This is a genomic window from Streptomyces sp. NBC_01261 (assembly GCF_036226385.1).
Lineage (GTDB): Bacteria > Actinomycetota > Actinomycetes > Streptomycetales > Streptomycetaceae > Streptomyces.
On sequence record NZ_CP108463.1, the window covers coordinates 4,241,252 to 4,264,636 of the forward strand.

25 protein-coding genes are annotated in these 23,385 nt (G+C 65.8%); 11 read left to right on the forward strand and 14 right to left on the reverse strand.

The features are described 5' to 3' along the window. Positions 1 to 54: 54 nt before the first annotated feature. The 5 genes from OG226_RS18250 to OG226_RS18270 all read right to left on the reverse strand — a co-directional run bounded on the left by OG226_RS18250 (position 55) and on the right by OG226_RS18270 (position 4,233). Entirely contained in the window at positions 55 to 1,902 is a 1,848-nt protein-coding gene (locus OG226_RS18250; RefSeq protein WP_329349472.1) for a type IV secretory system conjugative DNA transfer family protein, read from the reverse strand. 345 nt (positions 1,903 to 2,247) lie between these two features. After that, on the reverse strand, positions 2,248 to 2,556 hold the full coding sequence (locus OG226_RS18255) for a hypothetical protein (RefSeq protein WP_329349473.1): 309 nt from the start codon (positions 2,554 to 2,556) through the stop codon (positions 2,248 to 2,250). A gap of 119 nt (positions 2,557 to 2,675) precedes the next feature. Beyond that, on the reverse strand, positions 2,676 to 3,686 hold the full coding sequence (locus OG226_RS18260; RefSeq protein ID WP_329349474.1) for a DUF2637 domain-containing protein: 1,011 nt from the start codon (positions 3,684 to 3,686) through the stop codon (positions 2,676 to 2,678). Beyond that, a complete protein-coding gene (locus OG226_RS18265) occupies positions 3,683 to 3,979 on the reverse strand; it encodes a DUF6303 family protein (RefSeq protein ID WP_329349475.1) in 297 nt (98 codons plus the stop codon). The genes OG226_RS18260 and OG226_RS18265 overlap by 4 nt, the downstream gene beginning before the upstream one ends. Then, entirely contained in the window at positions 3,976 to 4,233 is a 258-nt protein-coding gene (locus tag OG226_RS18270; protein WP_329349476.1) for a DUF6284 family protein, read from the reverse strand. The genes OG226_RS18265 and OG226_RS18270 overlap by 4 nt, the downstream gene beginning before the upstream one ends. 492 nt (positions 4,234 to 4,725) lie before the next feature. On the opposite strand from OG226_RS18270, the gene OG226_RS18275 reads away from it, so the two are divergent. Both OG226_RS18275 and OG226_RS18280 read left to right on the forward strand, forming a co-directional pair. Further along, the gene (locus OG226_RS18275) at positions 4,726 to 5,571 is read left to right on the forward strand and encodes a sigma factor-like helix-turn-helix DNA-binding protein (RefSeq protein ID WP_329349477.1); all 846 of its coding nucleotides are present in this window, start codon (positions 4,726 to 4,728) and stop codon (positions 5,569 to 5,571) included. Positions 5,572 to 5,654: 83 nt separating this feature from the next. Then, on the forward strand, positions 5,655 to 6,380 hold the full coding sequence (locus OG226_RS18280) for a hypothetical protein (RefSeq protein ID WP_329349478.1): 726 nt from the start codon (positions 5,655 to 5,657) through the stop codon (positions 6,378 to 6,380). Between the two features lie 211 nt (positions 6,381 to 6,591). Here OG226_RS18280 and OG226_RS18285 read toward each other — a convergent pair whose 3' ends face one another. The 6 genes from OG226_RS18285 to OG226_RS18310 all read right to left on the reverse strand — a co-directional run bounded on the left by OG226_RS18285 (position 6,592) and on the right by OG226_RS18310 (position 11,123). Next, complete coding sequence (locus tag OG226_RS18285) at positions 6,592 to 7,287, reverse strand: IMP cyclohydrolase (protein WP_329349479.1); 696 nt, start codon at positions 7,285 to 7,287, stop codon at positions 6,592 to 6,594. A 455-nt stretch (positions 7,288 to 7,742) separates the two neighbouring features. Then, positions 7,743 to 8,411 (reverse strand): DUF6461 domain-containing protein, encoded by a 669-nt coding sequence (locus OG226_RS18290; RefSeq protein ID WP_329349480.1) that lies wholly within the window; start codon positions 8,409 to 8,411, stop codon positions 7,743 to 7,745. 72 nt (positions 8,412 to 8,483) lie between these two features. Beyond that, entirely contained in the window at positions 8,484 to 9,512 is a 1,029-nt protein-coding gene (locus tag OG226_RS18295; protein ID WP_329349481.1) for a NucA/NucB deoxyribonuclease domain-containing protein, read from the reverse strand. Between the two features lie 412 nt (positions 9,513 to 9,924). Then, positions 9,925 to 10,098: a hypothetical protein gene (locus OG226_RS18300; RefSeq protein WP_329349482.1), complete on the reverse strand. Its 174-nt coding sequence runs from the start codon at positions 10,096 to 10,098 to the stop codon at positions 9,925 to 9,927. 253 nt (positions 10,099 to 10,351) lie between these two features. Further along, on the reverse strand, positions 10,352 to 10,552 hold the full coding sequence (locus OG226_RS18305) for a hypothetical protein (RefSeq protein ID WP_329349483.1): 201 nt from the start codon (positions 10,550 to 10,552) through the stop codon (positions 10,352 to 10,354). Between the two features lie 181 nt (positions 10,553 to 10,733). Beyond that, entirely contained in the window at positions 10,734 to 11,123 is a 390-nt protein-coding gene (locus OG226_RS18310) for a DUF6415 family natural product biosynthesis protein (protein WP_329349484.1), read from the reverse strand. A 226-nt stretch (positions 11,124 to 11,349) separates the two neighbouring features. Between OG226_RS18310 and OG226_RS18315 the strand changes: the two genes are divergently transcribed. The 4 genes from OG226_RS18315 (at position 11,350) to OG226_RS18330 (ending at position 13,370) form a co-directional block, all read left to right on the forward strand. Next, positions 11,350 to 11,610, forward strand: a complete 261-nt coding sequence (locus tag OG226_RS18315) for a hypothetical protein (RefSeq protein ID WP_329349485.1) — start codon at positions 11,350 to 11,352, stop codon at positions 11,608 to 11,610. Further along, complete coding sequence (locus OG226_RS18320; protein ID WP_329349486.1) at positions 11,582 to 12,109, forward strand: DUF6879 family protein; 528 nt, start codon at positions 11,582 to 11,584, stop codon at positions 12,107 to 12,109. Before OG226_RS18315 ends, OG226_RS18320 begins: the two co-directional genes overlap by 29 nt. A gap of 24 nt (positions 12,110 to 12,133) precedes the next feature. Further along, entirely contained in the window at positions 12,134 to 12,985 is an 852-nt protein-coding gene (locus OG226_RS18325; protein ID WP_329349487.1) for a helix-turn-helix domain-containing protein, read from the forward strand. Positions 12,986 to 13,127: 142 nt separating this feature from the next. Then, positions 13,128 to 13,370 carry a hypothetical protein gene (locus tag OG226_RS18330; protein WP_328829209.1) on the forward strand — a complete coding sequence of 81 codons (243 nt, stop codon included), beginning with the start codon at positions 13,128 to 13,130 and terminating at the stop codon, positions 13,368 to 13,370. Between the two features lie 415 nt (positions 13,371 to 13,785). Here the strand turns inward: OG226_RS18330 and OG226_RS18335 are convergent, their stop codons facing one another. The 3 genes from OG226_RS18335 to OG226_RS18345 form a co-directional block, all read right to left on the reverse strand. Further along, positions 13,786 to 14,616, reverse strand: coding sequence for a hypothetical protein (locus tag OG226_RS18335; RefSeq protein ID WP_329349488.1), 831 nt, complete (start codon positions 14,614 to 14,616; stop codon positions 13,786 to 13,788). An 827-nt stretch (positions 14,617 to 15,443) separates the two neighbouring features. Then, complete coding sequence (locus OG226_RS18340) at positions 15,444 to 16,259, reverse strand: TIGR04255 family protein (protein ID WP_329349489.1); 816 nt, start codon at positions 16,257 to 16,259, stop codon at positions 15,444 to 15,446. A 607-nt stretch (positions 16,260 to 16,866) separates the two neighbouring features. Continuing rightward, the gene (locus OG226_RS18345) at positions 16,867 to 18,135 is read right to left on the reverse strand and encodes a TerD family protein (RefSeq protein ID WP_329349490.1); all 1,269 of its coding nucleotides are present in this window, start codon (positions 18,133 to 18,135) and stop codon (positions 16,867 to 16,869) included. Between the two features lie 1,288 nt (positions 18,136 to 19,423). On the opposite strand from OG226_RS18345, the gene OG226_RS18350 reads away from it, so the two are divergent. From OG226_RS18350 to OG226_RS18370, 5 genes are all read left to right on the forward strand, one after another. Then, positions 19,424 to 19,864 carry a CBS domain-containing protein gene (locus tag OG226_RS18350; RefSeq protein ID WP_329349491.1) on the forward strand — a complete coding sequence of 147 codons (441 nt, stop codon included), beginning with the start codon at positions 19,424 to 19,426 and terminating at the stop codon, positions 19,862 to 19,864. Between the two features lie 139 nt (positions 19,865 to 20,003). Beyond that, positions 20,004 to 20,420, forward strand: coding sequence for a Fur family transcriptional regulator (locus OG226_RS18355; protein ID WP_328679190.1), 417 nt, complete (start codon positions 20,004 to 20,006; stop codon positions 20,418 to 20,420). A gap of 151 nt (positions 20,421 to 20,571) precedes the next feature. Continuing rightward, complete coding sequence (locus OG226_RS18360; protein ID WP_328679191.1) at positions 20,572 to 21,366, forward strand: ABC transporter ATP-binding protein; 795 nt, start codon at positions 20,572 to 20,574, stop codon at positions 21,364 to 21,366. Then, the gene (locus OG226_RS18365; protein WP_329349492.1) at positions 21,363 to 22,226 is read left to right on the forward strand and encodes an ABC transporter permease; all 864 of its coding nucleotides are present in this window, start codon (positions 21,363 to 21,365) and stop codon (positions 22,224 to 22,226) included. Before OG226_RS18360 ends, OG226_RS18365 begins: the two co-directional genes overlap by 4 nt. Further along, positions 22,223 to 23,368, forward strand: a complete 1,146-nt coding sequence (locus OG226_RS18370) for an ABC transporter substrate-binding protein (protein WP_329349493.1) — start codon at positions 22,223 to 22,225, stop codon at positions 23,366 to 23,368. The genes OG226_RS18365 and OG226_RS18370 overlap by 4 nt, the downstream gene beginning before the upstream one ends. The last annotated feature ends 17 nt before the right edge of the window (positions 23,369 to 23,385 follow it).

The window sequence follows — 23,385 nt, forward strand, 5'->3', positions numbered from 1 at the left end:
AAGGGCGGCCCGGCTTTGGCGAGACGGGGCCGCCCTTGACGTTCGCGGGAGTGCTCAGGCCGCTTGCTGGCCCGGCAGGAGACGGCCGTCGGGGGTCCGGTGCAGGGCTCCGCTCTCGGTGAGGGTCTTGATCTCGCGGGAGACGGTGCCCTTGTTGAGGCCGGTCGTGTCGACCACGTCCTTGGCGGTGCGGGCCCCGGACTGCACGGCAGCAAGCACCTTGTCCCGGTTGGTTGCCGCCCCGGCGGGTGCGGGCGTGTTCTTGACCAGGTGCAGCGGCGTGCGCGGAACCTGTCCGCCCGTGGACTGGGCCGGAGACCAGATCGACTTGGGCAGGGCGCGTACGCCTGCGTCGTCGAGGGTCCAGGTGCGGAGCATGCGCGGTCCGTAGCCCTTGAGGTAGCCGTGGCCTCGGTATTCGCGGCCGTCGGGGATCTGGTGCGGTGCGTAGTGCGCGCAGTCGTCGAGGGCGACCTGTGCCTGTGTCGTGCCGGCCACCCGCAGCGAGAACCGGGTGAGGAGGTTGGGTGCGATCAGCTTGTGCACGCCCGGCGCCCCGCCGTCGGTCAGCGGGTACTGCGTGGCCCACCACAGGACGACCCCGCGCGAGCGGCCGAGCGAGGACAGCTCGATCAGGCGCTGTAGCCGGTCTTTGTCCTTGGTGATCAGGGCGAGGATCACCTGTCCCTCGTCGACGACGACGGTGAGCTGCCGGCCGTCCCACACGCTGATGCCGCGCGTCTTCATGTCGGTCTTGCGGCGGGTCATCTCCGCGTGCGCCTGGTCCACGGCGTCGGTGATGTCGTCGCGTTCCACGGCGACACGGCAGACCGGCTCCCAGATGTTGGCCTCTTCGCCCTTGCCGTCGATGAGCAGCAGGTCGCCGCGCAGGTGGGCGGTGGCCATGAGGGGGCGGAACGACCAGGACTTGCCGGTGCCGGACGCGCCGGAGACCAGCAGCCGCTCGTCGAACGGGATCAGGACCTCATCGCCGGTCTCGGTGTCCAGACCGAGGTTCATCATCAGCGGGTCGGACGGGATGCGGTCCGCAGTCCACAGGGAGGGGACGCCCGCGGCTGCCGAGCGGGTGGCGAGGGTGAGGACGGCCCAGCCGCCGCGCGAGGCGGAGGTGATCCGTATGCGCAGCGCGGTGCGGGCACCGAGCAGCGCACGGACGGAGTCGGCCTTGTCCGCGAGCGTCTTGACCGTCCACGTGCCGTCCAGCCGGATCTCACAGCGGATGCCGCCCGGCTCCATCGCGGGAGGCGTGGTGACCGTGCCCGACAGACCACGGTCACCGGCGTGCTCGACCCAGTAGGAGGGGTCGAGGCGTTCCATGAGCTGACGCTCTTCCACCGACACCGACTCATCCACCGGCACCCGCAGCTTGCGCCGACCGAGCGCGAGAGCGGCCACGTTCGCCCCGATCAGCACGGCGGATGTGGTGGCCGGCCAGAGGGTGAGGTGCGCGGTGGACATGAGCGCGGACGCGATCGTGCTGGGCACGGCGTGCATCGAATGCGTTTGGATCGCGCGGGCCTTGAGGGTGGTGGGGTAGTTCACCCGCGCGGCCTTGAGCTTGGCGCGGGTGTCGCGCTCGTGGCTCAGGGCTGCCTTGGCCGCGACACGGGCAGCGCGGCGACCGGCCGCGAACGGATTGTTCGACGCGGCCCGCGCGGCGTGCTGCTGCGACTTGGCGGTGGCGTGCGTGGAGCGCGCGGCGTTGTGCTCCTTCTGCGCTGCCATGAGCGCCTTCAAGTGCTCGGGGGTGCGCAGCTTGTTGCGCCGCTCGGCTTCAAGGTCCCAGCGGGCCGCGAACGGAGCGCACACCGGGGCGAGTGAATCGAGTGCCGTGGTGGTGGTGGTGTTGGTGGTGGTCGACCATGCTTGCTTCCAGTCCACGTAAGGGTCCTCCAAGACCGTGGATGAGGGCCGGTGCGCCGTTGCGTGGCGTCACCGGCCCGTCGGGTTGCAGGGGGGTGGTGCTGTCGGTTGCGTCGACAGCACGGGTTGAACCCCCTGCAACCGCATCTGACCTGCGATGTTGCAGAGTTGAGCGGTGGGGAGGGGTGGGGGCTCTACGCGCCCGCGCGCGGGGAGCGGCGGAAAAACCAGCCGTGCAACCCCTTCACGGGGCCCTCAGCGACCGTTCACGGCCCGGGGGATGTGCACCCACACGCGAGAGGGGTCGAGGGCTGTGCGGGCCGCCTACGCCCTCCGCCCGTTTCAGGTTCGGGTGGGGGACGTTCAGTGCTTGGGGCGGGCGAGCTTGAGGGTGATGCCGCCGACACTGATGGGGCCGGTCGTCTGCGCGATGACGGTGACCGCGTGGGCGGCGGTGTCGAGCAGCGCGCACAGGGCGGCGACCAGTCCCCAGCAACCCATGGCGGCGGCTCCGGCGATGACGAGCGGGAACAGGTAGTGGCGCAGCGGGCGCCCGTCCTGGTCGGTGGCGTGGACGATGACGACGACCGGCTGCCCGGTGGCCTCGGCGCGGCGGTAGACGTCGGCGGGAATGTGCGGGGCGATGATCCCCGGCGGGTCACGATGTGCCATCAGGGCTCTCGCTTAGGTCAGTTGGAGTCGGCGCACGGCACGCACGCGCCGAGCGAGGCGAGGGAGGGCGAGGCGCCACCGATACACCGGCAGCGAGCCACTCACGTGCGCGGTAGCCATCAGCGGCCGGTACCGGCGAGATCGACCGGAACGCCGTTGACCGCGCCGCGCAGCTCGGCGTAGCGGGTCGAGACCCAGCCCACCGACCAGCCGCACAACTCTGCAGCCGTGCGCACCGACATGCCCTCCGCATGAGCGGCGGCAACGATCGCGCGGGCGTCATCCTCGGACAGCTTCTCCGTGGCGGGGCCGGCGGACAGCAGCGCGGCCCGTTCACGCGCGGCCCGCTCCTCCCGTTGGCTCTGTTCACGACGCTCTCGCTCAACGCGCTCGGTCTGCTCGCGTTGAGCGTGTTCGGCGGCTTCACGTTCACGGCGTTCACGCTCCCGCTCACGCTGTTCACGCTCACGGTCCGCGCGTTCACGCTGCTCGCGCTCGGCACGCTCCCGGGCCTCTTCCCGCTCGCGTTCCTCGCGCCGTGCGGCTGCTTCCCGCTCGGCCTGTTCACGGGCCATGAGGGCTTCGTGCTCTCGCTGTTCACGGGTGAGCGCCGCCGCGTGCTCGCGTTCCTCACGGGTCCGCCGTGCGGCCTCGTCGCGCCGCTCGATCGCGGCCTGTTCGCGGGCTTCCCGCTCGGCCTGCTCCTTGGCTTCCAGCGCCAGCACAGCGGCGGTGATCGCGCGCCGGTAGGCGAGTCCGGTCTCTGCCGTGACGATCAGCAGCAGCGGGGCGACCGCGTGCACGGCCACGCCCACCAGGTCGTTCTTCAGCGCGGAGTCGGCGACGTTGAGGGCGAGGGTCATACAGCCGGTCATCCACCGCAGCGCGATGGGCCACCGTCCGCCGTTGCCCCCGAGCCGGGCGAGCACCGCGTCGAGGCGGACCACGATGACCACGGCGGCATCCACCACCAGGGGCAGGATGGGTGCGGTCCAGGCCCACTGGGCGGGGGTGTGGGCGGAGGCGAGCGGGGTGACGGTGAGGATCGAGTAGAGCATCGCGCCCGCCACGATCAGCCACGTGCCGGCCGACAACGCCCGCTCCGCTGAACGGATGTGAGCGGCGTTCATACGCTCACCCCCGACCATGAACGCACCCGGATCGCGGCGATCAGTACGACCGGGGAGGCGGGGTCGTCGGGGGTCTCGCTGTCCTCGGTCCATTCCCACTCGGCGCCCGGTACCGGCTCGAAGCCGAGCAGGCTGAGCGCGTCCGTACGGTCCGTGAACGTCGGGACGGTGCGCGTGAACCGATAGTCGGGCCACCGCTCGGTGGTGTTCATCAAGGCCACGTACAGGCGCCAGTGGCCGGCGCTGACGGACATCTGGGCGGTGAACTCCCGCACGTCGTTCTGTCCGTTCACGCCGCACCGCCCCGGTGGGCGATCGCGGCCTGGCCCGCCAGTGCGGTCAGCAGTCGGCGGCGGGCCCGGCGGATACGCCGGACGTCCAGCTCGGTGAGGGTGCGGTTCATGGTGATGATCTGTGCGTCCAGGAGGTCGACGTCCGCGAGGATCGCGGGCATCTCCAGCTCGATGGCGTCCAGCTCGGCGTCCGTCGGGTCCATGAAGTCGGCGAACGCGGTAACAGCATCTTGAAGAGTGACGATGTGGTCCATTGGGTCGTGTGTCCTTCCACAGGTGAACGGCCCGAACAGCGGTCCCGGTGTTCGCGCACCGGGGCCGCGCGCCGTTGAAGTCGGGTTTCCGGCTCCCCTCAGCGCCGCTCGTGCGAGACGAGCAGCGGAGGCAACCGGCCGCAGAGAACTGCGGTGGATGAGTGGTCTCTTTCGGGGACGCGGCTGCCGGATCAGGTACAGCTCGCTAGGGCCCCGTTGTAGGCAGAGACCTGACCTTTCGGTCTGCCATCCGGACTGCCAAGGGATCGCCTGCCGTGAGGCAGACGACTGTCCGGTGCCCTCCCCCCGTCCACTGCGGGGCTCCTGGGTGTGCTGTTCTTGCAGGTCAAGCAGGCGGGACGCATCCTCCCTACGTCGCTTAGGGGGGGTTGCGCTCTTTCCTGATAGGTACCGTAAGCAAACGGGAGGGGTGCGCGCAACCCCCTCTAGCGATAGAGTTCGCTAGCCCCCCTAGACGAGGAGTGGAGAGCTGTGCACGACGACATGAAGCGGGTCTCTGAGATTGCGGCCCCGGTCGACCGGGCCAAAGCAGCGATCGACCTGATGGCGACCTATCAGGGATGGGTGCTTGAGCTGTCCCGCATCCGCCGCGAGGCCATCGAAGAAGCGCAGGCGTCCGGCATGACTCAGACCGAAATCGCCACGCAACTCGGGGTGAGTCGAGGTCGCGTAGGGCAGCTGGCGTCTGCCGGGCCGCCCCCGGAGCGCGCATTCTTCGGCACAAACCTGGTGACGGTGTCGCTCGGTGGCAAGCCCGAGGCAGGCAAGGGCCCTGACCAGAACCCGAGTGAGGTTGTGACCAGGGAAGACCTCAAAAACTTCGACCACCTGCGCAAGCTGCTGGGTGGGATGAAGCTTGAGGCCGAGTACGAGGTGATCCCGACGACGGGGATCGTCAACCTCAACCGCGACAACCACGTGGTCGTCTGTGGACCGCGACTGTCACCCATCGTCGCCCAGGTGCTCGAAGGGGACGACAACCTGCGCTTCGAGAAAGACCGAGCCTGGCACCTGGTGGACCAGAAAGCCGGCACGGAGTACCGATCGCCGATGGATGAAGACGGCACGGCCGGCGACTTCGGCTACCTGGGCCGACTCCCCCGACTGGACGGCCGTGGCACGTTCTTGTACATCGCCGGAATCCACGCCATAGGCGCCAACGGGGTCGTGCACTACCTGGAGAACAACCTCGCCGAGCTGTACCGGGAGGTTCGCACCCGCCGGTTCTCGACGCTCATTTCCTGTCGCTACGACCCCAAGACGCTCGACGTACAGGAGAGCCGCCGCGTCACCCCGCTGTACCGACACGAGGGATGATCATGCGCGTCTGTATGGACACACAGCCGGGGGGAGCCAACCCCAATGAGGACTGGGCGGCAGGGACACCCACGCTCGCTGTCGTGCTGGACGGACTTAGTACGGCAGGCCTCAGCACGGGATGCCGGCACGGCGTCCCGTGGTACGTCGCGCACCTCGGCGGTCAGCTTCTTGCGGCCCTCGCAGACCCGGACCGCCAACTCTCAGATGGTTTGGCGGATGCTCTCGAACGTGTTGCAGGGCTGCATCCCGAGTGCGACCTCAAGAATCCGGGGACGCCGTCCTCCACGGTCGCGGTCTTGCGGCATCGAGACAGCGACCTGGACCATCTCGTCCTCGCAGACTCCCCCATCGTGTTTGAGGGGCCGCAGGGCTACTCGGTGATCACTGATCTCCGGGTGGACGACATCTTGCCCGAGATGAGAGCTGAGGTTGAGCAGTACGAGACTCACACCTCGGAGCACAGGGAGGCCGTGCAACGATTCGTGCTCGCGCAGCGGCAAGTACGCAACACGGCAGAGGGGTACTGGGTGGCTGCGGCAGACCCAGAAGCAGCAGAGCACACCCTGACCGGCACTACATCACTCAGAGAAGTGCACGCTGCCGCCGTGATGTCTGACGGCGTATCAAGGCTCGTGAGCGAGTACGAGATGGCAACCTGGTCGGAAGCGTTCGCCACGCTCCGGGCCGGAGGTCCCCGTGAACTGATCGACACCGTACGCAGGGTTGAGGCCACGGACCCCACTGGGCGCCGGTGGCCGCGGTACAAGTCCGGGGATGATGCCGCAGTGTCCTTCTGCCAATGGTGACTTGACCAGCGAAAAGTGCACGACGTTCTGACATCAATGACCGATGTGGACGAGCACGAATTGCGTGACCGTTGACAAATGTGGACGATCACGTAATTCCCCAGGGGCTGTGGTCACGTAATTCCCCAGCCCCTGGTCTGGGTTCTGCGCACTGTAGTGATCTTGCTGAGCGGATTCTCCGGTGCTGAGCCTTCGGGCTCGGCGAAGAACCTCAGACGCGTGTGCGAGAGGTTTGTCGGATGCTGGAACCCGCCAGGTCCCCGGGCGTGAAGACAGCCGCGGCAATGCGGAGATGAGGCGGCAGCGCCGACCACAGCTCGTCGAGGAGGTCGCTGTGGGTCTCGGCAGTGGTGCGGATCTCCGTGAACGGGGCGCCGGTGGCGACCTCCTGCCCGGACGAGTGGTAGGTCGTCATGAGCACTCCCTCGCTGGGAGGCAGGTCGCTGATGTGCAGGGCGAGCCGGTTGGAGGCGGTGCGGTCCCCGGCGCTGTGCCGGGCGGCGCCGAACCAGGCTTGGCCGCCTTCGTTGTCCGCGATCACGGTCAGGCGGGAGGTGAAGATCGGCGGGTCGGGTTCGTAGTCCAGTCCGTCCAGGGCCAGGAGCGGAGCTTGTCCGGAGATGAGTCGGTCGGCCACGGTGGAGACCTGCTCTCCGTTGCCGAAGACCAGCCAGTTCGGACTCTGACGGGCGGCGACGTAGTGCCGGAGGCGGTCGTGTTCGCGCGCGTCGGAGGGAGTGACGATCAGTTCACCTCTGGAGGTGCGGTGCAGGGTGCGGGCCTGGGAGGCGGGGCTGCGCCCGGTGAGGAAGTAGGCGCCGAGCGTGGTGCCGTCGCCGGTTGTACACCACAGCACGCCGCGGCCAGGGTAGTCGTTGTCGGCCAGTACGTTTTTCAGCAAGTCCACTGTGGTTGCGCCCCTTTGCATGATTGCTTCGCGTCGCGAAGCCGGCGGTGATATCCAAGCGGATCAGGGCGCATCAAGCCCGCCCGTCGCATGGTGTCCCGATCCCCGCGTCTCGCGCGGGGATCGTTGCGGAGCCGGATCCCGAGCCTGCTCTAAAGGGAAGATCCGACAGCGGCTCAAACCACCCGAAACATAGAAATTTATGCTAGTTCGAGCGCGGTCACGGACACCATCAAGGGTCAGCGTCCCCTTGGGGAGTGGTGACCGCCAGGGTGGGGAATTACGTGACGCTGATCATGCACATCGTGGGGAATTACTTGACCGCTGACAACAAACGTGGAACGTCACGTATCGTGACCGCCCACACTGCGATGAACGTCGGATTTCTATACGGAGTTGTGTAAGCCGCGTACGACCAGCGGCACGGATAGCCCGGTCCGCCGAAAACTGGCCCTCTACCGCGTGGGTGGGCGGAAGGTGCCGATGCGTGAACCCAGGGGCCTCGTCTCGGCCGCATGGACGAAGGGAAGGGGCGCCGCCGGCGAAGGAAGTGGGGGAAGGGTCCACGGTAGGGCTGTGGTGAGCAGCGGGCCTGCCACGATGTCGGCGGTGAGGTGTCCGCCGATGCGGTCACCGACGGCTTCAAGGGCTCCGAGGACAGCTGGAACGCTGTGGTGGTCGGCCCGGTGGCGTTCGACCGTGTCCCAGAGCGGGTGGACGTCGGCAGCCTGCAGAGAGGATTCCTGTCCTGGTTCGAAGCGCTCGCGTGGCTGTCCGTCCACCCAGTGTTCCAGGGTGTGCAGCGCGTTGGCTCCGTGGTTGACGGCGACTGTCTGGGTGTCCTGGGAGAGTGCTGCGAGGACTGCAGGCATGATTCCTTGAACGCCAAGAGTCTCACAGCAGAAGGTCCATTCCCGGATGGATCCGACCCTGAGGATGGAGCTGTCCGGGCCCGGCTGGAGGAGTTCGTAAACCTGCGGGAAGGCGATGCTGCTGGCTTGGGAGGGGTCGGCTCCGTAGCGTCGGAGAACGGCCTCGGGGGTCACGCCGTGGGTGAAGGTGAGGCACATGCCCCCGTAGCCGCCACGCAGCATCCAGTCCCAGTTCGGGGACGACTCGGTCATCCGTACTCCTGTTAGTTCACTTCGGACCCGGCTGTCCCCGGGTTCTTCCCCGGGGACAGCCGGGTAAGGGACTCAGCTTGTGATTACGACCTCGTACTTCTCAAGATCGATGATGCGCTCCGTCTGGCTGTTACTGCCCACCTTGCCGCCGGCCGCCGAGTTTTGAGTCAGGGGCACGTGACCGCGAACGCATGGTTCATTGTGGGTGACCGCAGGGGCGTTGGGATCCTGGTAGAACTGCCAGACACCGTTCTGGAGCAGGGGAACGACGTCCGCGCACGCGGCGCCGTTTGTGCCTCCCTGGTAGGACGCAGCGAAGGGATACTCGTCGCAGCTGTCGTCGGGGACGTTGGCTGGAAGCGTCACGAAGGGCCTGGTCGCTCCCGCTCCGCATGTGTTCCTGCGGTTCGCTGTCTGTGTGGGTTCGTCGGCGAGACGTTGGATCGGGTTGGCTGTGGATCCCCAGTGGTCGATGAGGTTGGCTTCGGCCCAGCCGTAGGTAGCGGCAGCGGCGCCGTACGAGGACAACGGCAGAATGAGCTGAGCGCGGACGCTGGAGATGACACAGCCGGTGCTGGTGTTGCCGGCGAACATGGTGTCGCAGCGCACCTGACGGGGATTGCTCCAGATGGCGTCAATGTTGATGGGGGTGGTTCCGGGCTGATCCACCCGCAGGTCGTATTTGGTCGTGATGTCGCTGACCAGGCCCGCACCTGGCGTGGAGAGAAAGGTGACGTTGCCGGTTGCCGACTGGCCAAGTGTCAGCAGCCGACTGCCGGCCCACGGGTTGGGCACGGTGGCGGTGCACGCGGCGGTGCAACTGGCCGTGAGGGTCACTCCCAGCTCCTTAACCGTGCCCGTGGCCTCGGAGAAGGTGGCTGTCTGAGATTCCTGCCACTGGCCGCTGGACGCCGACAGGGTGGCGTTGGCACTGACCAACACGACTCCTGTGCCGAGGATTTCGCCTTCCTCGCTCCAGTTGGTGAGAGTGGCTTTGAAACTGTTAAGGCAGTAGCTGTGCCGATCGTAAGAATACGAAGCTGGTGTGGTGCTGCATGTCACGGCAGCCGGCTGCACGCTCGCCAGCTGACTGCCGTGCACCGGGTCGCTGCTGTCGGACGCCCCTGCCAGTTGGATGCACGCGGTGGCTGCTCCGGCCTTCCGAGCTGCTGAACCTGCGGGCAGCTGTGCGCAGTGCCTGGCCGACGACTTCAGGGCGCTCGTCAGGTGTGAGGCCGACTGCGGGGCGAGATCCTGCGGGTTGAAGGAGCCAAGCAGTCTTCCGTGGGCGGGAGGGGCGTCTGCGTGGGCTCCTGGCGCGGTCACGAGAGTTACGGCGGCTGCGGCAGCGAGGGATAAGAGGGCGGAGAGTATGCGATTTCTACGGACCTGCATGAAGATCCTTTCGGGTGACCTGGTTCGTGGCGCTGTCAACTTCCCGGGATGCGGCGTGATCGTATAAGCGACCTCGATCAACTCACCAGGCGCAGCGGACTCGTTGGCCTGATGTCACTCAGGTGATCAGCTGTTCAAGGAGAGTTGGCCGAGATGAATGCACGGTGCAGCGGCTGCTGGTGGCGAGGAGTCGGGAAACACCGCCGAGGATGCGGGCGACGGCGGATGCGGCTTCGTCCAATGGTTGCTGGGCGGCGCGGTTGACGACGGGGAGATGGCAAGTGGCCGTCATGATCAGTGCTCTGGAACTCGTCGGCGCCCGAGGTCAGAACGACAGCAGCTCTCTCCGCGCTGACGTGCACCCGATGACATGCACATCGATCCCGGGAAGCAACACGTCCTCGATCGCCACGGCCCCCGTACCTGGGCAATCCCCACGAGAAACGTTCCCGCAGGCGCACGACGATCAGGAGTTCACGGAATCACGGCCAGGACCAATTAAATGACCGTCGACAACAGAGTCGTGTCATCGGGGTTGTCCTGCATCAGGGCCTCGTCCACTCCGCAATCAGCACGCGCGCCAGAATGCGCACCAGCGCAGTGTCCGGCTCGACGAGGTCAGCATGCTCGCGGTGCGCCCACACATCTCGCCCCGGTCCGCTCATGCTCTCTTCGTGCCAGAGGTGAACTACGTCGTCAGGATCGGTGATCGGCTCGTCGCAGTAGCGGCAGAAGCGCAGAGTCATGACGTCCCTGCCACACGCGTGTGGCAGGGACAGGGACAGCGTCGTACCAGGACCAGGCTGGCCCCGTGTGGCAGTGGGATGTCCTTGGTCCGGCGGCATTCGTGGTGCAGTTCCTGGTAGCCGTCCTGCGCAGCCAGCGCGCACTCGGCGGAGCGCATCGAGGTGTCGTCGACGGCCGCAGTCACGGGCGCTCGCCGAGGTTCTCGTAGTGGTCGCACAAAGCCTTCAAGGTGCGTGCCAGGCGTCGGGCATAGCCGACTTCTACGCCGAATCTGCGGATCGGCTCGGCACTGAGCTTTCCCCGTGCCTCGCCTACACAGGCGAGCGCGCAGTACCGGGGGATGCTGTCCTTCTTCAACCGCCTGGCGGACTGCTCGACCTCGGGGATGAGCAACTCCAGATGGCCCCGAATCATCCGCGTCAACGTCTCTAGCTCATCAGCGGTTGGGGGCAGCTCCACGGAGTCTGGGTCCAGCAGAATTCCCACGGTCTCGCGCATGACGGTGATGTCAGGGCGATCGGCTTGCCGGCGCTCAGTGCCTTCGGATGCTGCGGTGGTGCGGTTCGCCATGTCGGCCCCTGCCCAGTCGGCCACGCCCGGGGACGTTCGCGTGGTCGCCGGGTCTCGTCGTGCCTCTCGAAGCTAGGAGTGCGATGGACGCCAATGCCAACAATGTGCAGATCTTTGCATTCATGCCAACCAGCCTTGTTGCTTGGCGAGTTCATCCTCTTGACCAGCTACGCCATCTGCCGGAGCGTGTCGCAAAGAACTGCACATCTCATGGATGGAGACAGTCATGTCGCTACGGTTCATCGGGATCGACCCCGACACCAAGACCGCGGACTCACCGACCGTGTGGGTCGACCAGGAGAAGGGCGAACTCGTCTTTCAGGGATGGAAGCCCGACCCTCAACTCGAAGCAGAGTGCGCCGCGTTCGAAGTACCAGGTCATGCCGTCGGCATTCCGGTGGACGAGGCCGTCGTCCGCGTCCCTGCCAGGATGGTGCACATGATCAGGGAGGCGTGCGATGTCCTCGATCGTTCCGACGATCGCTGAACTCATGGACGAGTGCACACACTCCGCTGTGCACCTCGAGATGCGAGACCACTACGGGGTGGCCGCAGAGGCTGATGACTTCCGGACATGGCTGGAGACCGGCCGTCTCGACACCGACCCCGGATCGCCGGACTGGGCACCCTGGGTGGACCTGGTCTCCCGTGCCGTGGCGCGCGGCGTCGTGGTGCGGCGCGCCCGGATCGTGTCCGAACCCGTCTCGGACTACATCCGCTACGAACACGCCTCCACCGGCGTCAACGTGCACGCCGGGGAACAGGTGCGCTGGTTGCCCCGCCGCAGCGCCTCGAACATCGCCCTGCCGGCCAACGACTTCTGGCTCTTCGACGACCAGGTGATCCGGTGGGGCTACTTCTCCGGCGACGGGGCCATGATCGGGCACGAGGTCTCTGAGGACCCCGCCGGCGCGAAGCTGTGCGCTGAGTCCTTCGAGGCCGTATGGGCGCGCGCGATCCCGCACGGCCAGTACCAGATCCACTGACCAGAAAGCACCGGCAGCCATCCCATGCCCGCGTCGCCCTCCTCCTCCGCCCAGGCCGCACGTGAAGCCGTCGCCCATCGGTTGCGCGACCTCCGCAAGGAAGCCGGCCTGACGGTCGTGCAGTTGGCTGCCGCGTGCGGCTGGCACTACTCCAAAACCTCACGCATCGAGAACGCCCTCACCGGGCCGTCCGCGAACGACATCCGACGCTGGTGCACCGCGACCGGGTCGGACGGACAAGCGCAGGATCTCGTCGTGCAGTCCATCAACGCGGAGTCGATGTACCGGCAATGGCGCGACCAGGTCCGCGCCGGACTGCGCCACATCCAGGACAGCAGGATGCAGGCGTCCCGCGAAACCCAGAACTTCCGGATCTACTCCTCCAGCATCGTCCCCGGGCTCTTGCAGACAGAGGGCTACGCGCTCGCCGTCCTCGGCATCGCCGCAGACATCCACGACCTAGACATCGACGACAGCGCGGAAGCTGCGCGCGCTCGGCTCGAACGCTCCCGCATCATCCACGAACACGGACACCGCTTCATCGTCGTGATCGAGGAGGCCGCCCTGCACTCCCAGGTGGCCGACCCTGACGCGATGGCAGCACAACTCGGCTACCTCCTCACCGCCGGCGCCCTCCCAGCCGTCTCCCTCGGCGTCATCCCCATGACCATCCGCCGGACACACTGGCCTGAAGAGACCTTTCACATCTACGACGACAAGCACGTCTCCGTCGAGCTGGTGTCCGCAGAGGTGAACGTCACCCAGCCCTCCGAGATCGCCCTGTACGTGAAGGCGTTCGAGCGGTTGCGCAGCATGGCCGTGTACGGCGCGGACGCTCGCGCTCTGATCGTGAAGGCCATCGAAGCCCTGCGCTGAGCCCAGACTTTGCCCAATTCTGTGTTCGATATCTACATCCAACCTTCGGTTGCCCCTTGTCGTCGTCCCTGCATCCGTAGGCCTTGCCGTTCCCCGAGCCGCATCCCCGGGTCCGTCTCTGCGGCATCTTAGGATCCAGGTCATGGCAGACATCCCCGACGAATTGATCAAGCTGGAACGTTCCTCCGAAGACGCCCGTCAACAACTCACCGGTCTTGATCGTGAGGAGTACGAGGCACAGTGGAAGGCGTGGCGTACGGCGGCCGAAGACTTCCAGGCCGCTGTGACCGCATACGCGACGCGCGACGACGTGACCATGTCGCGGTATGAAGTGGAGCAGGCGGCGAAGCGGGCTGTACGGCACCCCGAGCCTGCTGATGCCTGACCTACGAGCCGTCGGGCCAGCTCGCCGACGGCCGTCTGTTCGACCCGGGCGACCCATGCGCCCGGCATCTTGCGGACCGCTTCCGCCCTGAAGTCCGGTCGGTCTTTCAAGTCGTCGCTGCGCAGAGGCTCTCAGCCCAGCGAGTTACAACTTTCTCTACTGGTTCAAGGCGGCTCGCTCCGCTCCCCGCGCGCGGCCCGGCCCCCGGCCGGGCCTGCGCTCCTGTCTCCGCCCCGCTCCAGCCCGGCCGGCGCCCGGGCCGCGCTCGTAGTTATCGGCGGCCACCTGAGGCCAGGCGAAGGAGATGCGACGTGGTTGTATCCACCGCTCCTGGCCGCCACCTGAGCGCAGTCGTCGTGACCCCAGCATCGCGCTTTGCCAGGTCGGGCTACGGACTGCTCAACGCGCCAGAGGATCAAATCGGCAGCGGGGAGGACAGGTGATCGAGATCAATTTCCTCTGAGTTTCGGAACTTCTCGAAGGAAAAATCCTCCGTCGACATTACCTCAGACTCAATGGTTCCCCCTTCCACGGCGTTCAGCACCTGTGGAGTCGAGTTCGGGGGCGCCACACATAGCCCGGCCCAAGCCTCACTTAGCGCACTCCACAACCAGTACCTATCGGCGGTAGTCAGGGAGACATCAGTCTCCCGCTGTAGGAGCTCTGCAATCTCTCCATGTTTGCGCGCCAGACTGGATCCATCGGCGGCATATAGCCACGCGGAAATCTTCACAGAAGGCCGCGGAACATCAAGATTCGCCGGGAAAGATGGTAGAACCCCGGGTTCTAGCACAATGCAGAGAGTCAGAGGATAAGGGGCATTGTCCCAGTCAGCCTCGCATAGGAGACGAAGAGAGGCGACTTGCTGGAACGCCCAACCAATGGGACTCGAATCTTTCAGAGCTCTGCTTTCTGCGAGAGATTGCAGCGGACGCAGCCAGGGAACTACTTCGTCAGGAAAAGCAAACCTGCTGAAACGGCGCCCCACCCGCTGACCGAATTTGCGAATATCACCGATATCCTTGACACCTGCGATTCGCGCAGAATCAACGACTATCGATTTATCGATGGTCGCCACATACGTTAGATCCGCAAAAAAGCAGTCACCCAAAGCTGGAAGAGGCACCAAGTGCGGACGCCGTCCACTTCGGTTTGCCTTTGCATCATTGGTTGAAAGTTCCACCACGGGGGCCAGGTGAGCAGTCAAACGGTCCGGCAATACCAAGTCGCACGTCTGCGTGATCATCGCCGCGCCTAGTGGAGTCTCGATCCTGGCGACGACTCCCGGCGCCATTTCGCATGGAATACTTTCCACACGAAGAACATCACCTTGGCGGTACTCTCGAATGCGCTCCGCCCATACAGGTTTCGCTTTTACAGCCGTCTCCTGTTCGGGGGGACTAGCAGACAAATCCCCGGAAGACGACTCCACAGACTCCCCCAACCCTGACGGTCAGCCAGCTTCCGCACCCAGCAGTTCACTTGAAGTATAGCCAGTGCCCTGAAGAGGAGTGCCAGTCTTCCTGAACTGGGCCCGGAACTCCTCCATCGGGCTCAGTGCACCGGGCTCCGATGCATGTAGCCAAGTGCGCACCAAAGTTGGTTCACGTACCGGTGCAGAGCGCACTAGCTGAGCAAGACGCGTGATCATTTCGCTATGGCGGGCATTGATGCGACCACCTGAAGCCCAGAGATGCACTGAACGGCGACTCACGTTGAGGGCCTTACTCAACTGCTCCCACGTCAAGCCACTTTCATCGTGAATCATCTTCACGAGACCGGATGACTCAAGGGGCAAGTCGGCCTGACGTGTATCCGTCGAATCCGCTAGACCTTCCGCGCCGAGATCCGATGTAATCGGTGCGGTAGTTTGCTCCGTCAGCGATGTCGCGTTAGCTACCGAAACCCCAGCAAAGGTGGAGGTAGCCAAAGTCGCTGCACAAAGAAATCCCGCGACCCACAGGCGCGGCCTAGGAGGAGTGGCCACATCGAAAGATCCAATGTTGGCCTGAGACGGTTTTGAATCTGTACGAATCTGGTACAGCGAGTTTTCCTGACTGTACAATGTAGCGCTCATACATCGCCCCCAAAGTGAGTCAGGAATTCATCCTTCACGGCCCATCGGAAGAACCGATATGCCGATCCTGCCAACGATTCCGCTTTCATGCGCACTTGTTCAGAGTCGGCGCTCACTTCTTGCGCCTGATAGAAAGCATCTAGATCCAACACCCAACTACGCTGCTGCAACGCGGGGAGAGACGGGTCATACGAACCTCCTGGAGGCATCTCTCCCCACTGCACCAAGAGTCCAGTGGTCTCATCGATGGCAAACGCAGCCTGAGCTAGAGAATGCTGCAATTCTACGTTTCGCCCCAACTCGACTCCGGAAACCCCCAAAATCTCTGAGCGAATATATTTCGAGAGATCCTGAAGGACGGACTGATCCGTTACGCGATTAGTGTACCTATATCCCAGGCGAGTAAATGCGGGAACATATGTTACTTTTTTGAGCGCTTCCACTAGAACTGAAAGCTCGCCACAAAAAGCCGCGTTACCGCGATATGCGGTGGTTTCCAACGAGAGACTCCCGTTGGTAAGGGAAACCGTCGTCACACGATCCGGCGAGCGATAGCGCCAGACCGATGTCTGCCCCATCTGTGGGGACACCTGGCTTGGCCCAATGATCATGCTGAACTCCGTACCTTTTTCGAGGTACGGGTAGATATGACCGATTTCTTCAGCGAAGAGAGGGGCGGCGTTCGGGGCGTCGAGCGCGGCCAGCGGCTCGAATCGAAGCTGCACCAAGACGCGCGCCAACGGCGCATTCGACAGGGGCACGTCAACGCACGGGTCATCACCAAACGGAGTCTCGGGCTGGCGCGGAGTCATACTTCACACACTACTTCACACCCGATGTCGCGTCACCTAGGAGTCGTTCGCCTTAAGCCGCGTTTAGGATTTTTTAAGTTGCTGGAACATGCGGATACGACACCCAGTCGGCGACGAACAACCGGATCATCACAGCGTGTGAAAGATCCGTCGGCCCTGGTTGAGCCCTCACCCGAGTTTTGGGACGAAGCGGTCCTCGCGCAAGTCGCCCCCCATGCGCTTCCGCCGTAGCGTCTTGCTCTTGTCGACGATCGACAACGTGGCTGAGATCGGCGGGGGCCCAGCGAAGCACACGCGCGCGTACACAGTCGACTGACTCGCCATCGTGGCTGACTGTCGTCGATTGAGGCTCAGACACTCTGGCCCCCCCCTCCGCCAAGGAACGTGCGAGGCGAAGAGACCGTGCCATTCGAGTGCCAGGTCGTGCGGGGAACCACGGGGAGCAACGGTGACTCGTCACGGGTACGACCACGCTCCGCACCATTCCGCCGCAGGTCAGCACAGCATCCGCAGCCAAGGAACTCAAGCTTCCCAAGCTCAGAACTTCCGGGATGCGGAGGGCCGGCAGGCTCCAGCCACTTGAGGATGGACCTGATCTTGCTGCCAACTATCTCGTCTTGAATTCGACCCTTCCGGTGCTCATGCGGAAGTTCCCGTTCGAGTAGAGGGTGGGGCGGGCCTCGACGTGGTTGCCGCTGTACTTCTCGACGTGCCGGATCTGGGCACCGCCGGGAACGGTGAAGTCGATCAAGGCGATGGCGACCCAGTAGGACAAGTTGCGGTTGTTGAACAGTGGCACCGACACCGTGGAACCCCGCCCGTCGGTGACGACTGCCCGAGCACCGTAGGACTTGAACGAACCGGCCCCGTTTTCCACCGCGCTGTAGGCACAGAGAAGGACGTAGCCCTGGAGGTCGGGGCGACGGATCGTAATCGTCTCGCGGCCCGGCGCCCGAGCGTCGCCATCCAGGGCGATGTAGGGCGGCGCGAAGGGCGATCCCAGCTGGCGGTAGTAGACGACCTGATCTGACTTGTTTGGGCGCTTGCCAGGCAGAGTGACAAGACTTCCAGGGACATAGAGGGCGTACAGGTCGAGGTCGGCGCCAGCTTGTCTTCGGGCTGCGCTTCCGCCGTTCCATTCGAGTGTGGCCGTCACGACGAGGCTCGGGTCGTCCTTGCGCATGTCAATAGTCGCGTGGCCGGCCTTGGTGAGGGCGACTTTGCCCAGCGGGACGAGAGGGCGAGTCGGTGTCGTCGTCAGCGGGACTGGTGCACCCCCCGGTGAGGCATTCGGTGCGTAGGTGGGTCGTGGCGGCGCAGCAGTCGTGTTCCGGGCCTCGGCGGCAGTCGCCGCAGCCGGAGATTGCGCCATGGCCGGCCCGGGGTCATCCACAACGATGCCGAAGTCCGAGGCCAGACCCGCCAGTCCCGTGTCCCACCCCTGGCCTACTGCTCTTGCCTTCCAAACGCCTGCCCGTCGGTAGAGCTCAACGAGGATGACCACCGTCTCCCGATGCGTGAGCGGCGGCGGCGCAAACGTGATCCGTGCGCTCCCACACTCGACGACTGCATGAGGGGTGTTGCTCGCGTCGAAGTGAGTAGCCCTCAGCTCAGGGTCAATGCTGGCGACGATTGCAACACGGTCCACTGTCGCAGGGAGCGCGACCAGATTCGCGGCGATCGTCTGCCCGTTCAGTACGATCCCGTCCTGCGAGGAGTGGTTGTAGAAGACCAGATCGTCATCACTCCGCACCTTGCCGTCCTGCCCGAGCAGAACAGCAGATACGTCGATGCCCGTAGTGAGCGAGGAAAGGGTGACGCGGCAGACCGCTGCGGACAAGACAGCGTTGCCGCCTTTGGCAAGGGTGGTAGTCATGGGTGCCCTCTCACGATGGTGCGTACATCGTGGTGCCCTGAGTCAGTCCGTGTAGGACAAACAGTGATTTCCTGCGGTGAAACACCTCCAAGGTGATCATGTTCCTGAGAGGGCAAGGTGCGTCGGCGGTGCGGCCGCCCGTCTCAGTTTCCGTCTCATTCAGCCCCGTTCACGGCCGTTCAGGCCAGACCCGGAGCCGTCCCCAGTCCAGCACGCAGCCGCCCATGAACGCAGATGAACGCCTCCGAACGACACCTCAGCCCCCACCACCACAGTTGGAAAGCGTGTTGGAGGTGCACCGATTCATGGGCGGATTGGAGGCAGCTTCCGGCGCCTCCAACCGCGGCGACTGCTACGGACCGTGTCTCGGCCACACGCCACCAGGATGAAGCCGACCACGCTGATTGCAGCAGAGCAGGTGGCAAGGACATCGCCAAGCGGCTGGCGGTCTCCGGTCGAGGAACCTGCGGCGCGTATCAACTGCCCTACTCCGAGGGCCAGTACGCCCCAGCTCGCCAGGGTACTGGCGTGTCGGCGGTGTTGCCGCCAGACAAGCCACACGCCAAGAGCTAGGCAGATAGCACCGCTACTGCCGAAAGTGACTGCGCTGAACATTTCCCGCCTCCGGACGGAAGCGTACCGATCCAGGAGAGTTGAGGAGCCGATGTGTTGATGGCAACGACGACACAGAGACCGAAGCCACGAGCGTCAGCGATCAGCTCACAGGCGGCCGAAGCCAGTGCCCAACGAGTTGCCCGAACCTATGGACAGACGCTCAGACTGTGGTGCGAAGTCCGCGCACCACAACCGCACCAGATCCAGCGGGGAACAGCGGGGAACCACGGGGAAAGCAGCCCAGCCCGACGAGGCCGTACCCGAACCGTTCGCCCAGGTCAGCGCCCGGCCCAGCCCCAAATGCCCGCAGCTTCCCAAGCTGATGTCCGGAGACGAGCCGGGCATTGCCACGGCGGCCTCGCCGGGCCGTCTGTGGGCCGTCCGAGGCTGGCCGACAATGACCAGCAACGACCAACGACGGCCGCAACCACGCAGCTCGTCGGCGGAGTGGAGGGTAACCCCGCACCCCGCCAACGACCACGATCAATACCAGCGCTACTGAGCACCACGAGACGCCCGCACACGCCCCCAACCGGCCGCACGCGCCCTCTTGTTGACCCGTGCTTTACCTGCAACTCTGAGAGTCCCCCCACTTGTGAATTTGTGAATCCGGTAACTAGCGGGCCCACGGCCCGTGAACCACGCGGATTCCACTAGGAGGTGGCCTCAGCCCATGCTGCATCCAACGCCGCAACGCACACCGCGATCCACTCCACAGTCCACGCTGGTCCGCGACGCCATGAGCACGGTGGTCCTCACCATCGGCCCCGCCCACACCCTCCGCCAAGCGGCCGCCCTGATGGCCTCGCGCCGCGTCGGCGCGGCCGTGGTCCTCGATCCGGACGCCGGCGGCATCGGCATCCTCACCGAACGCGACATCCTCAACTCCCTCGGCCGGGGCCAGAACCCGGACACCGAGCGCGCCCACGCGCACACCACCACCGACGTCGTCTTCGCCACCCCGGCCTGGACCCTGGAGGACGCGGCCAGCGCGATGGCCCACGGCGGCTTCCGCCACCTCATCGTCCTCGACCGCGCCGAGCCCGCCGGCATCGTCTCGGTCCGCGACATCATCCGCTGCTGGGCACCGGCACGACAGCAGGTACCGGCCTGACGGCGGGCGGGGCCCAGCCGGAACCTGGGCCACAGCCCGAATCCGAGCCGGAATTCGACTTGGACTCGATCCAAGTCCAGCCACTCTCCAAAGTCACACCTATTCGGGAACTGGTCACCCTGCTGTTAAGCTGGGCCGCATGAGTGACCTTCTGGAGCGGCTGCGCGGACGCGGATGGCGGATGACCGCACAGCGGCGCGTCGTGGCCGAAGTCCTCGACGGCGACCACGTCCACCTGACCGCCGACGAGGTCCACTCCCGCGCCGTGACCAAGCTCCCCGAGATCTCCCGGGCGACGGTCTACAACACGCTGGGCGAGCTGGTCTCGCTCGGCGAGGTCCTCGAAGTCTCCACCGACAAGCGGGCCAAGCGCTACGACCCGAACGCGCACCGCCCGCACCACCACCTGGTCTGCGCCCAGTGCGGCCAGATCCGCGACGTCCACCCGGGCGGCAACCCCCTCGCCGACCTCCCCGACTCGGAGCGCTTCGGCTTCACGGTCTCGGACGTAGAGGTGACGTACCGCGGGCTGTGCCCGAACTGCGCGAGCGCGTAGCAACTCCCTTCGCAGGCCCCGGCATCCGTGCGACACGGACGCCGGGGCTTTGTGATGCGTACGGGCTTCCCGAATCTGACGGTCCGTCATATCGTCGTGCGGCACCCCCCACCCGTACCGACAGACGCACCGCCCTCCGCAAGGAGCAACCGTGGGAGACCCGCACCCAAAACTCCACGCCACCCAACTGACCCGCGCCTTCGGCCGCCCCCCGCACCGGGTGGACGCCCTCGGCCCCCTCGAACTCACCGTCGCCCCCGGCGAGTTCGTCTGCCTGGTGGGCCCGTCGGGTTGCGGCAAGTCCACCCTCCTCCGCATAGCCGCGGGCCTGCTGCGCCCCACCACAGGCACCCTGGAGATCCGCACGTCGCCGCCATCCGATACGCGACTCCGCCGCGTGGCCCACCCGGCGGCCATGATCTTCCAGGACTACGGCATCTACGACTGGAAGTCGGTCAGGGCGAACGTCCGCTTCGGCCTGGACATCCAGCGCGTCCCGCGTCGCGAGGCGAACGCCCGCGCCACCGAGTGGCTGACCCGCCTGGGCCTCGCCGACTTCGCGCACGCCTACCCGGCGACCCTCTCGGGCGGCATGCGCCAGCGCGTCGCCATCGCCCGCGCACTCGCCGTAGAACCCGAACTCCTGCTGATGGACGAGCCGTTCGCGGCGCTGGACGCCCAGCTCCGCACCATCCTCCAGGACGAACTCCTCGATCTCACGCAGTCGTTGCGCACCACCACCCTCTTCATCACGCACAGCCTGGAGGAGGCGTTGGTCCTCGGCGACCGTGTCCTGGTGATGTCCGCCCGCCCGGGCCGGATCATCGCCGAACACCGCCCGCCGTTCCCTCGCCCGCGCACCGGTGACATCCGTGACGCCCCTGAATTCACCGCCCTGAAAAGCGAGTTGTGGGAGCTGCTCCGGAAGGAGGCGGTGCCGGCGTGACCACCATCGTCCCCGACCACCAGGAGTCGGTCCTGGTCCGCCGTCCCGGCCCCCACGAACTCGACCCCCTGCGCACCCACCGCCGCCGACGCGCCCTGGAACTCAACCTCGCCGCAGCCGTCCCCCTGGCCCTGATCCTCTGGTGGCAACTGGCCGCCACGCAGGGCTGGATAGACCCCCGCGTCTACCCGTCCCCCTCCACGATCCTCTCCGACGGCTGGTCCCGAGCCGCTGCGGGCGACCTGTGGCCGGACGTCTGGGCCACCACCAAACGCGTCCTCGGCGGCTACGCGATCGGCACGGCGACCGGCTACGCCCTGGGCCTCCTGATGGGCTCTCTGTCCCTGGTCCGGGCCGCCCTGGAACCACTGCTGGACGCCCTGTACGTCGTACCGAAACTGGCCCTTCTCCCCATCTTCCTGAACATGTTCGGCCTGGGAGAAGGCCCACAGATAGCCCTGGTCGCGACCACGGTCTTCTTCTTCGTCTGGATCTCGACGATGTCGGCGGTGGTGGCGATCCCCGCCGGCCACCGGGACGCGGGCCAGGTCTTCGGCGCCACGCCCTGGCAGATGTTCCGCCACGTCCTCCTCCCGGCCTCCCTCCCGTCGGTCCTGGTGGGCGCACGGATAGCGGCCGGCGTGGCGGTCCTGGTCATCGTCGCCTCGGAACAGATCGCGGCGACGAACGGCCTGGGCCACCTGATCTTCGACTCCCGTGCCCTGTTCGAGAACGACGTGATGTTCGTCGGCATCGTGTGCGTGGCGGTCCTGGGCGTCGTCTTCTCCGAACTGGTGCGTATTGCAGGCCGGTTGCTCACACCGTGGGCACCGAGGGACCGAGGACGGGGCCAGTCATGAGAAGGCGTGCGTACGGTACGGCGGTTGTCGTGGCGGCCCTGCTGGCGTCGGCGGGCTGCTCGTCCAAGTACGCGGGCGACAACGGGACTTCGGGCACGACCGCCGCGGGCCACCGCACGGTCACACCGGTGGACGGCTGCGGCAGGTTCTCCTGGACGGACCCGGCGGACCGCTCCCCCACCCGCGTCCCGGCCCGTTGCGAGCCCCTCGCCCCTTCCCCCCAACCCCTTCCCAAAACAAGGAAGTTGACGATCGTGACGGGAACGCTGAGCGCGGAGTACGTAGCCCCGCTCGAAGTAGCCGTCGACAAGGGCGAGTTCAAGAAGGAGGGCCTGGACGTAACACTCAAGGTCCTCCCGACTCCCGACGCACTGCCCCTGCTGGCCAAGGGAGACATAGACGCGATGTGGGCGGCCCCGGAGGCGGCCGTCATGAACGGCGTCAAGGGCGGCTTCGACATCAAGTGGGTGGCCGGCAACTTCTCCCCCGATCCCAAGTCGAAGAGTGGCCTCTGGGTGAAGCTGAAGAAGGGCGAGGCGGCGGCCGACATCAGGATGGCGGGCCGCAGGATGGGCACGATGATCGGCAAGGGCTCGGTGATCGCGTACCCCATGGAGAAGGCCCTGGCCACCCACGGTGGCGGCCTCGACAGGATCCAGTACCAGCAACTCGGCTCGGCCGACGTCCTCACCGCCCTCCAGAACGGCGGCGTCGACTCGGCCTGGCTCCTGGACCCGGTCTGGCGCAAGGTCGACGACAACCCCCGGTACGCCTTCCTGGGCGGCCAGCCGCCGGGCGAGCCCCTGGGAGGCATGCTGTACGGCCCCAGCCTCCTGAGCGACGACGTGGACGCCGGCGTGGCCCTCCTCCGCGCCTACATCCGCACGGTGAACACGTACTTCGCCGGCGACTACAAGGCGGACCCGTCCTTCGTCGCCTACCTGGCGAAACTCCTGAAGACGGACGAGTCGGTCCTGAAGTCGACCCCGTCACTGATCATGGACTGGGAGATCCGCGTGGGCACGACGACCCGACTTCAGTCGGCGTACCAGGCGGCGGGCGTATCGAAGGGCCCGGCACTCCCGGAATCCAGAACGGTGGACCGTTCCCTGTACGAGGAGGCGGTGGGCCACCAGCCGTAGAAACACCGAGGGCCGGA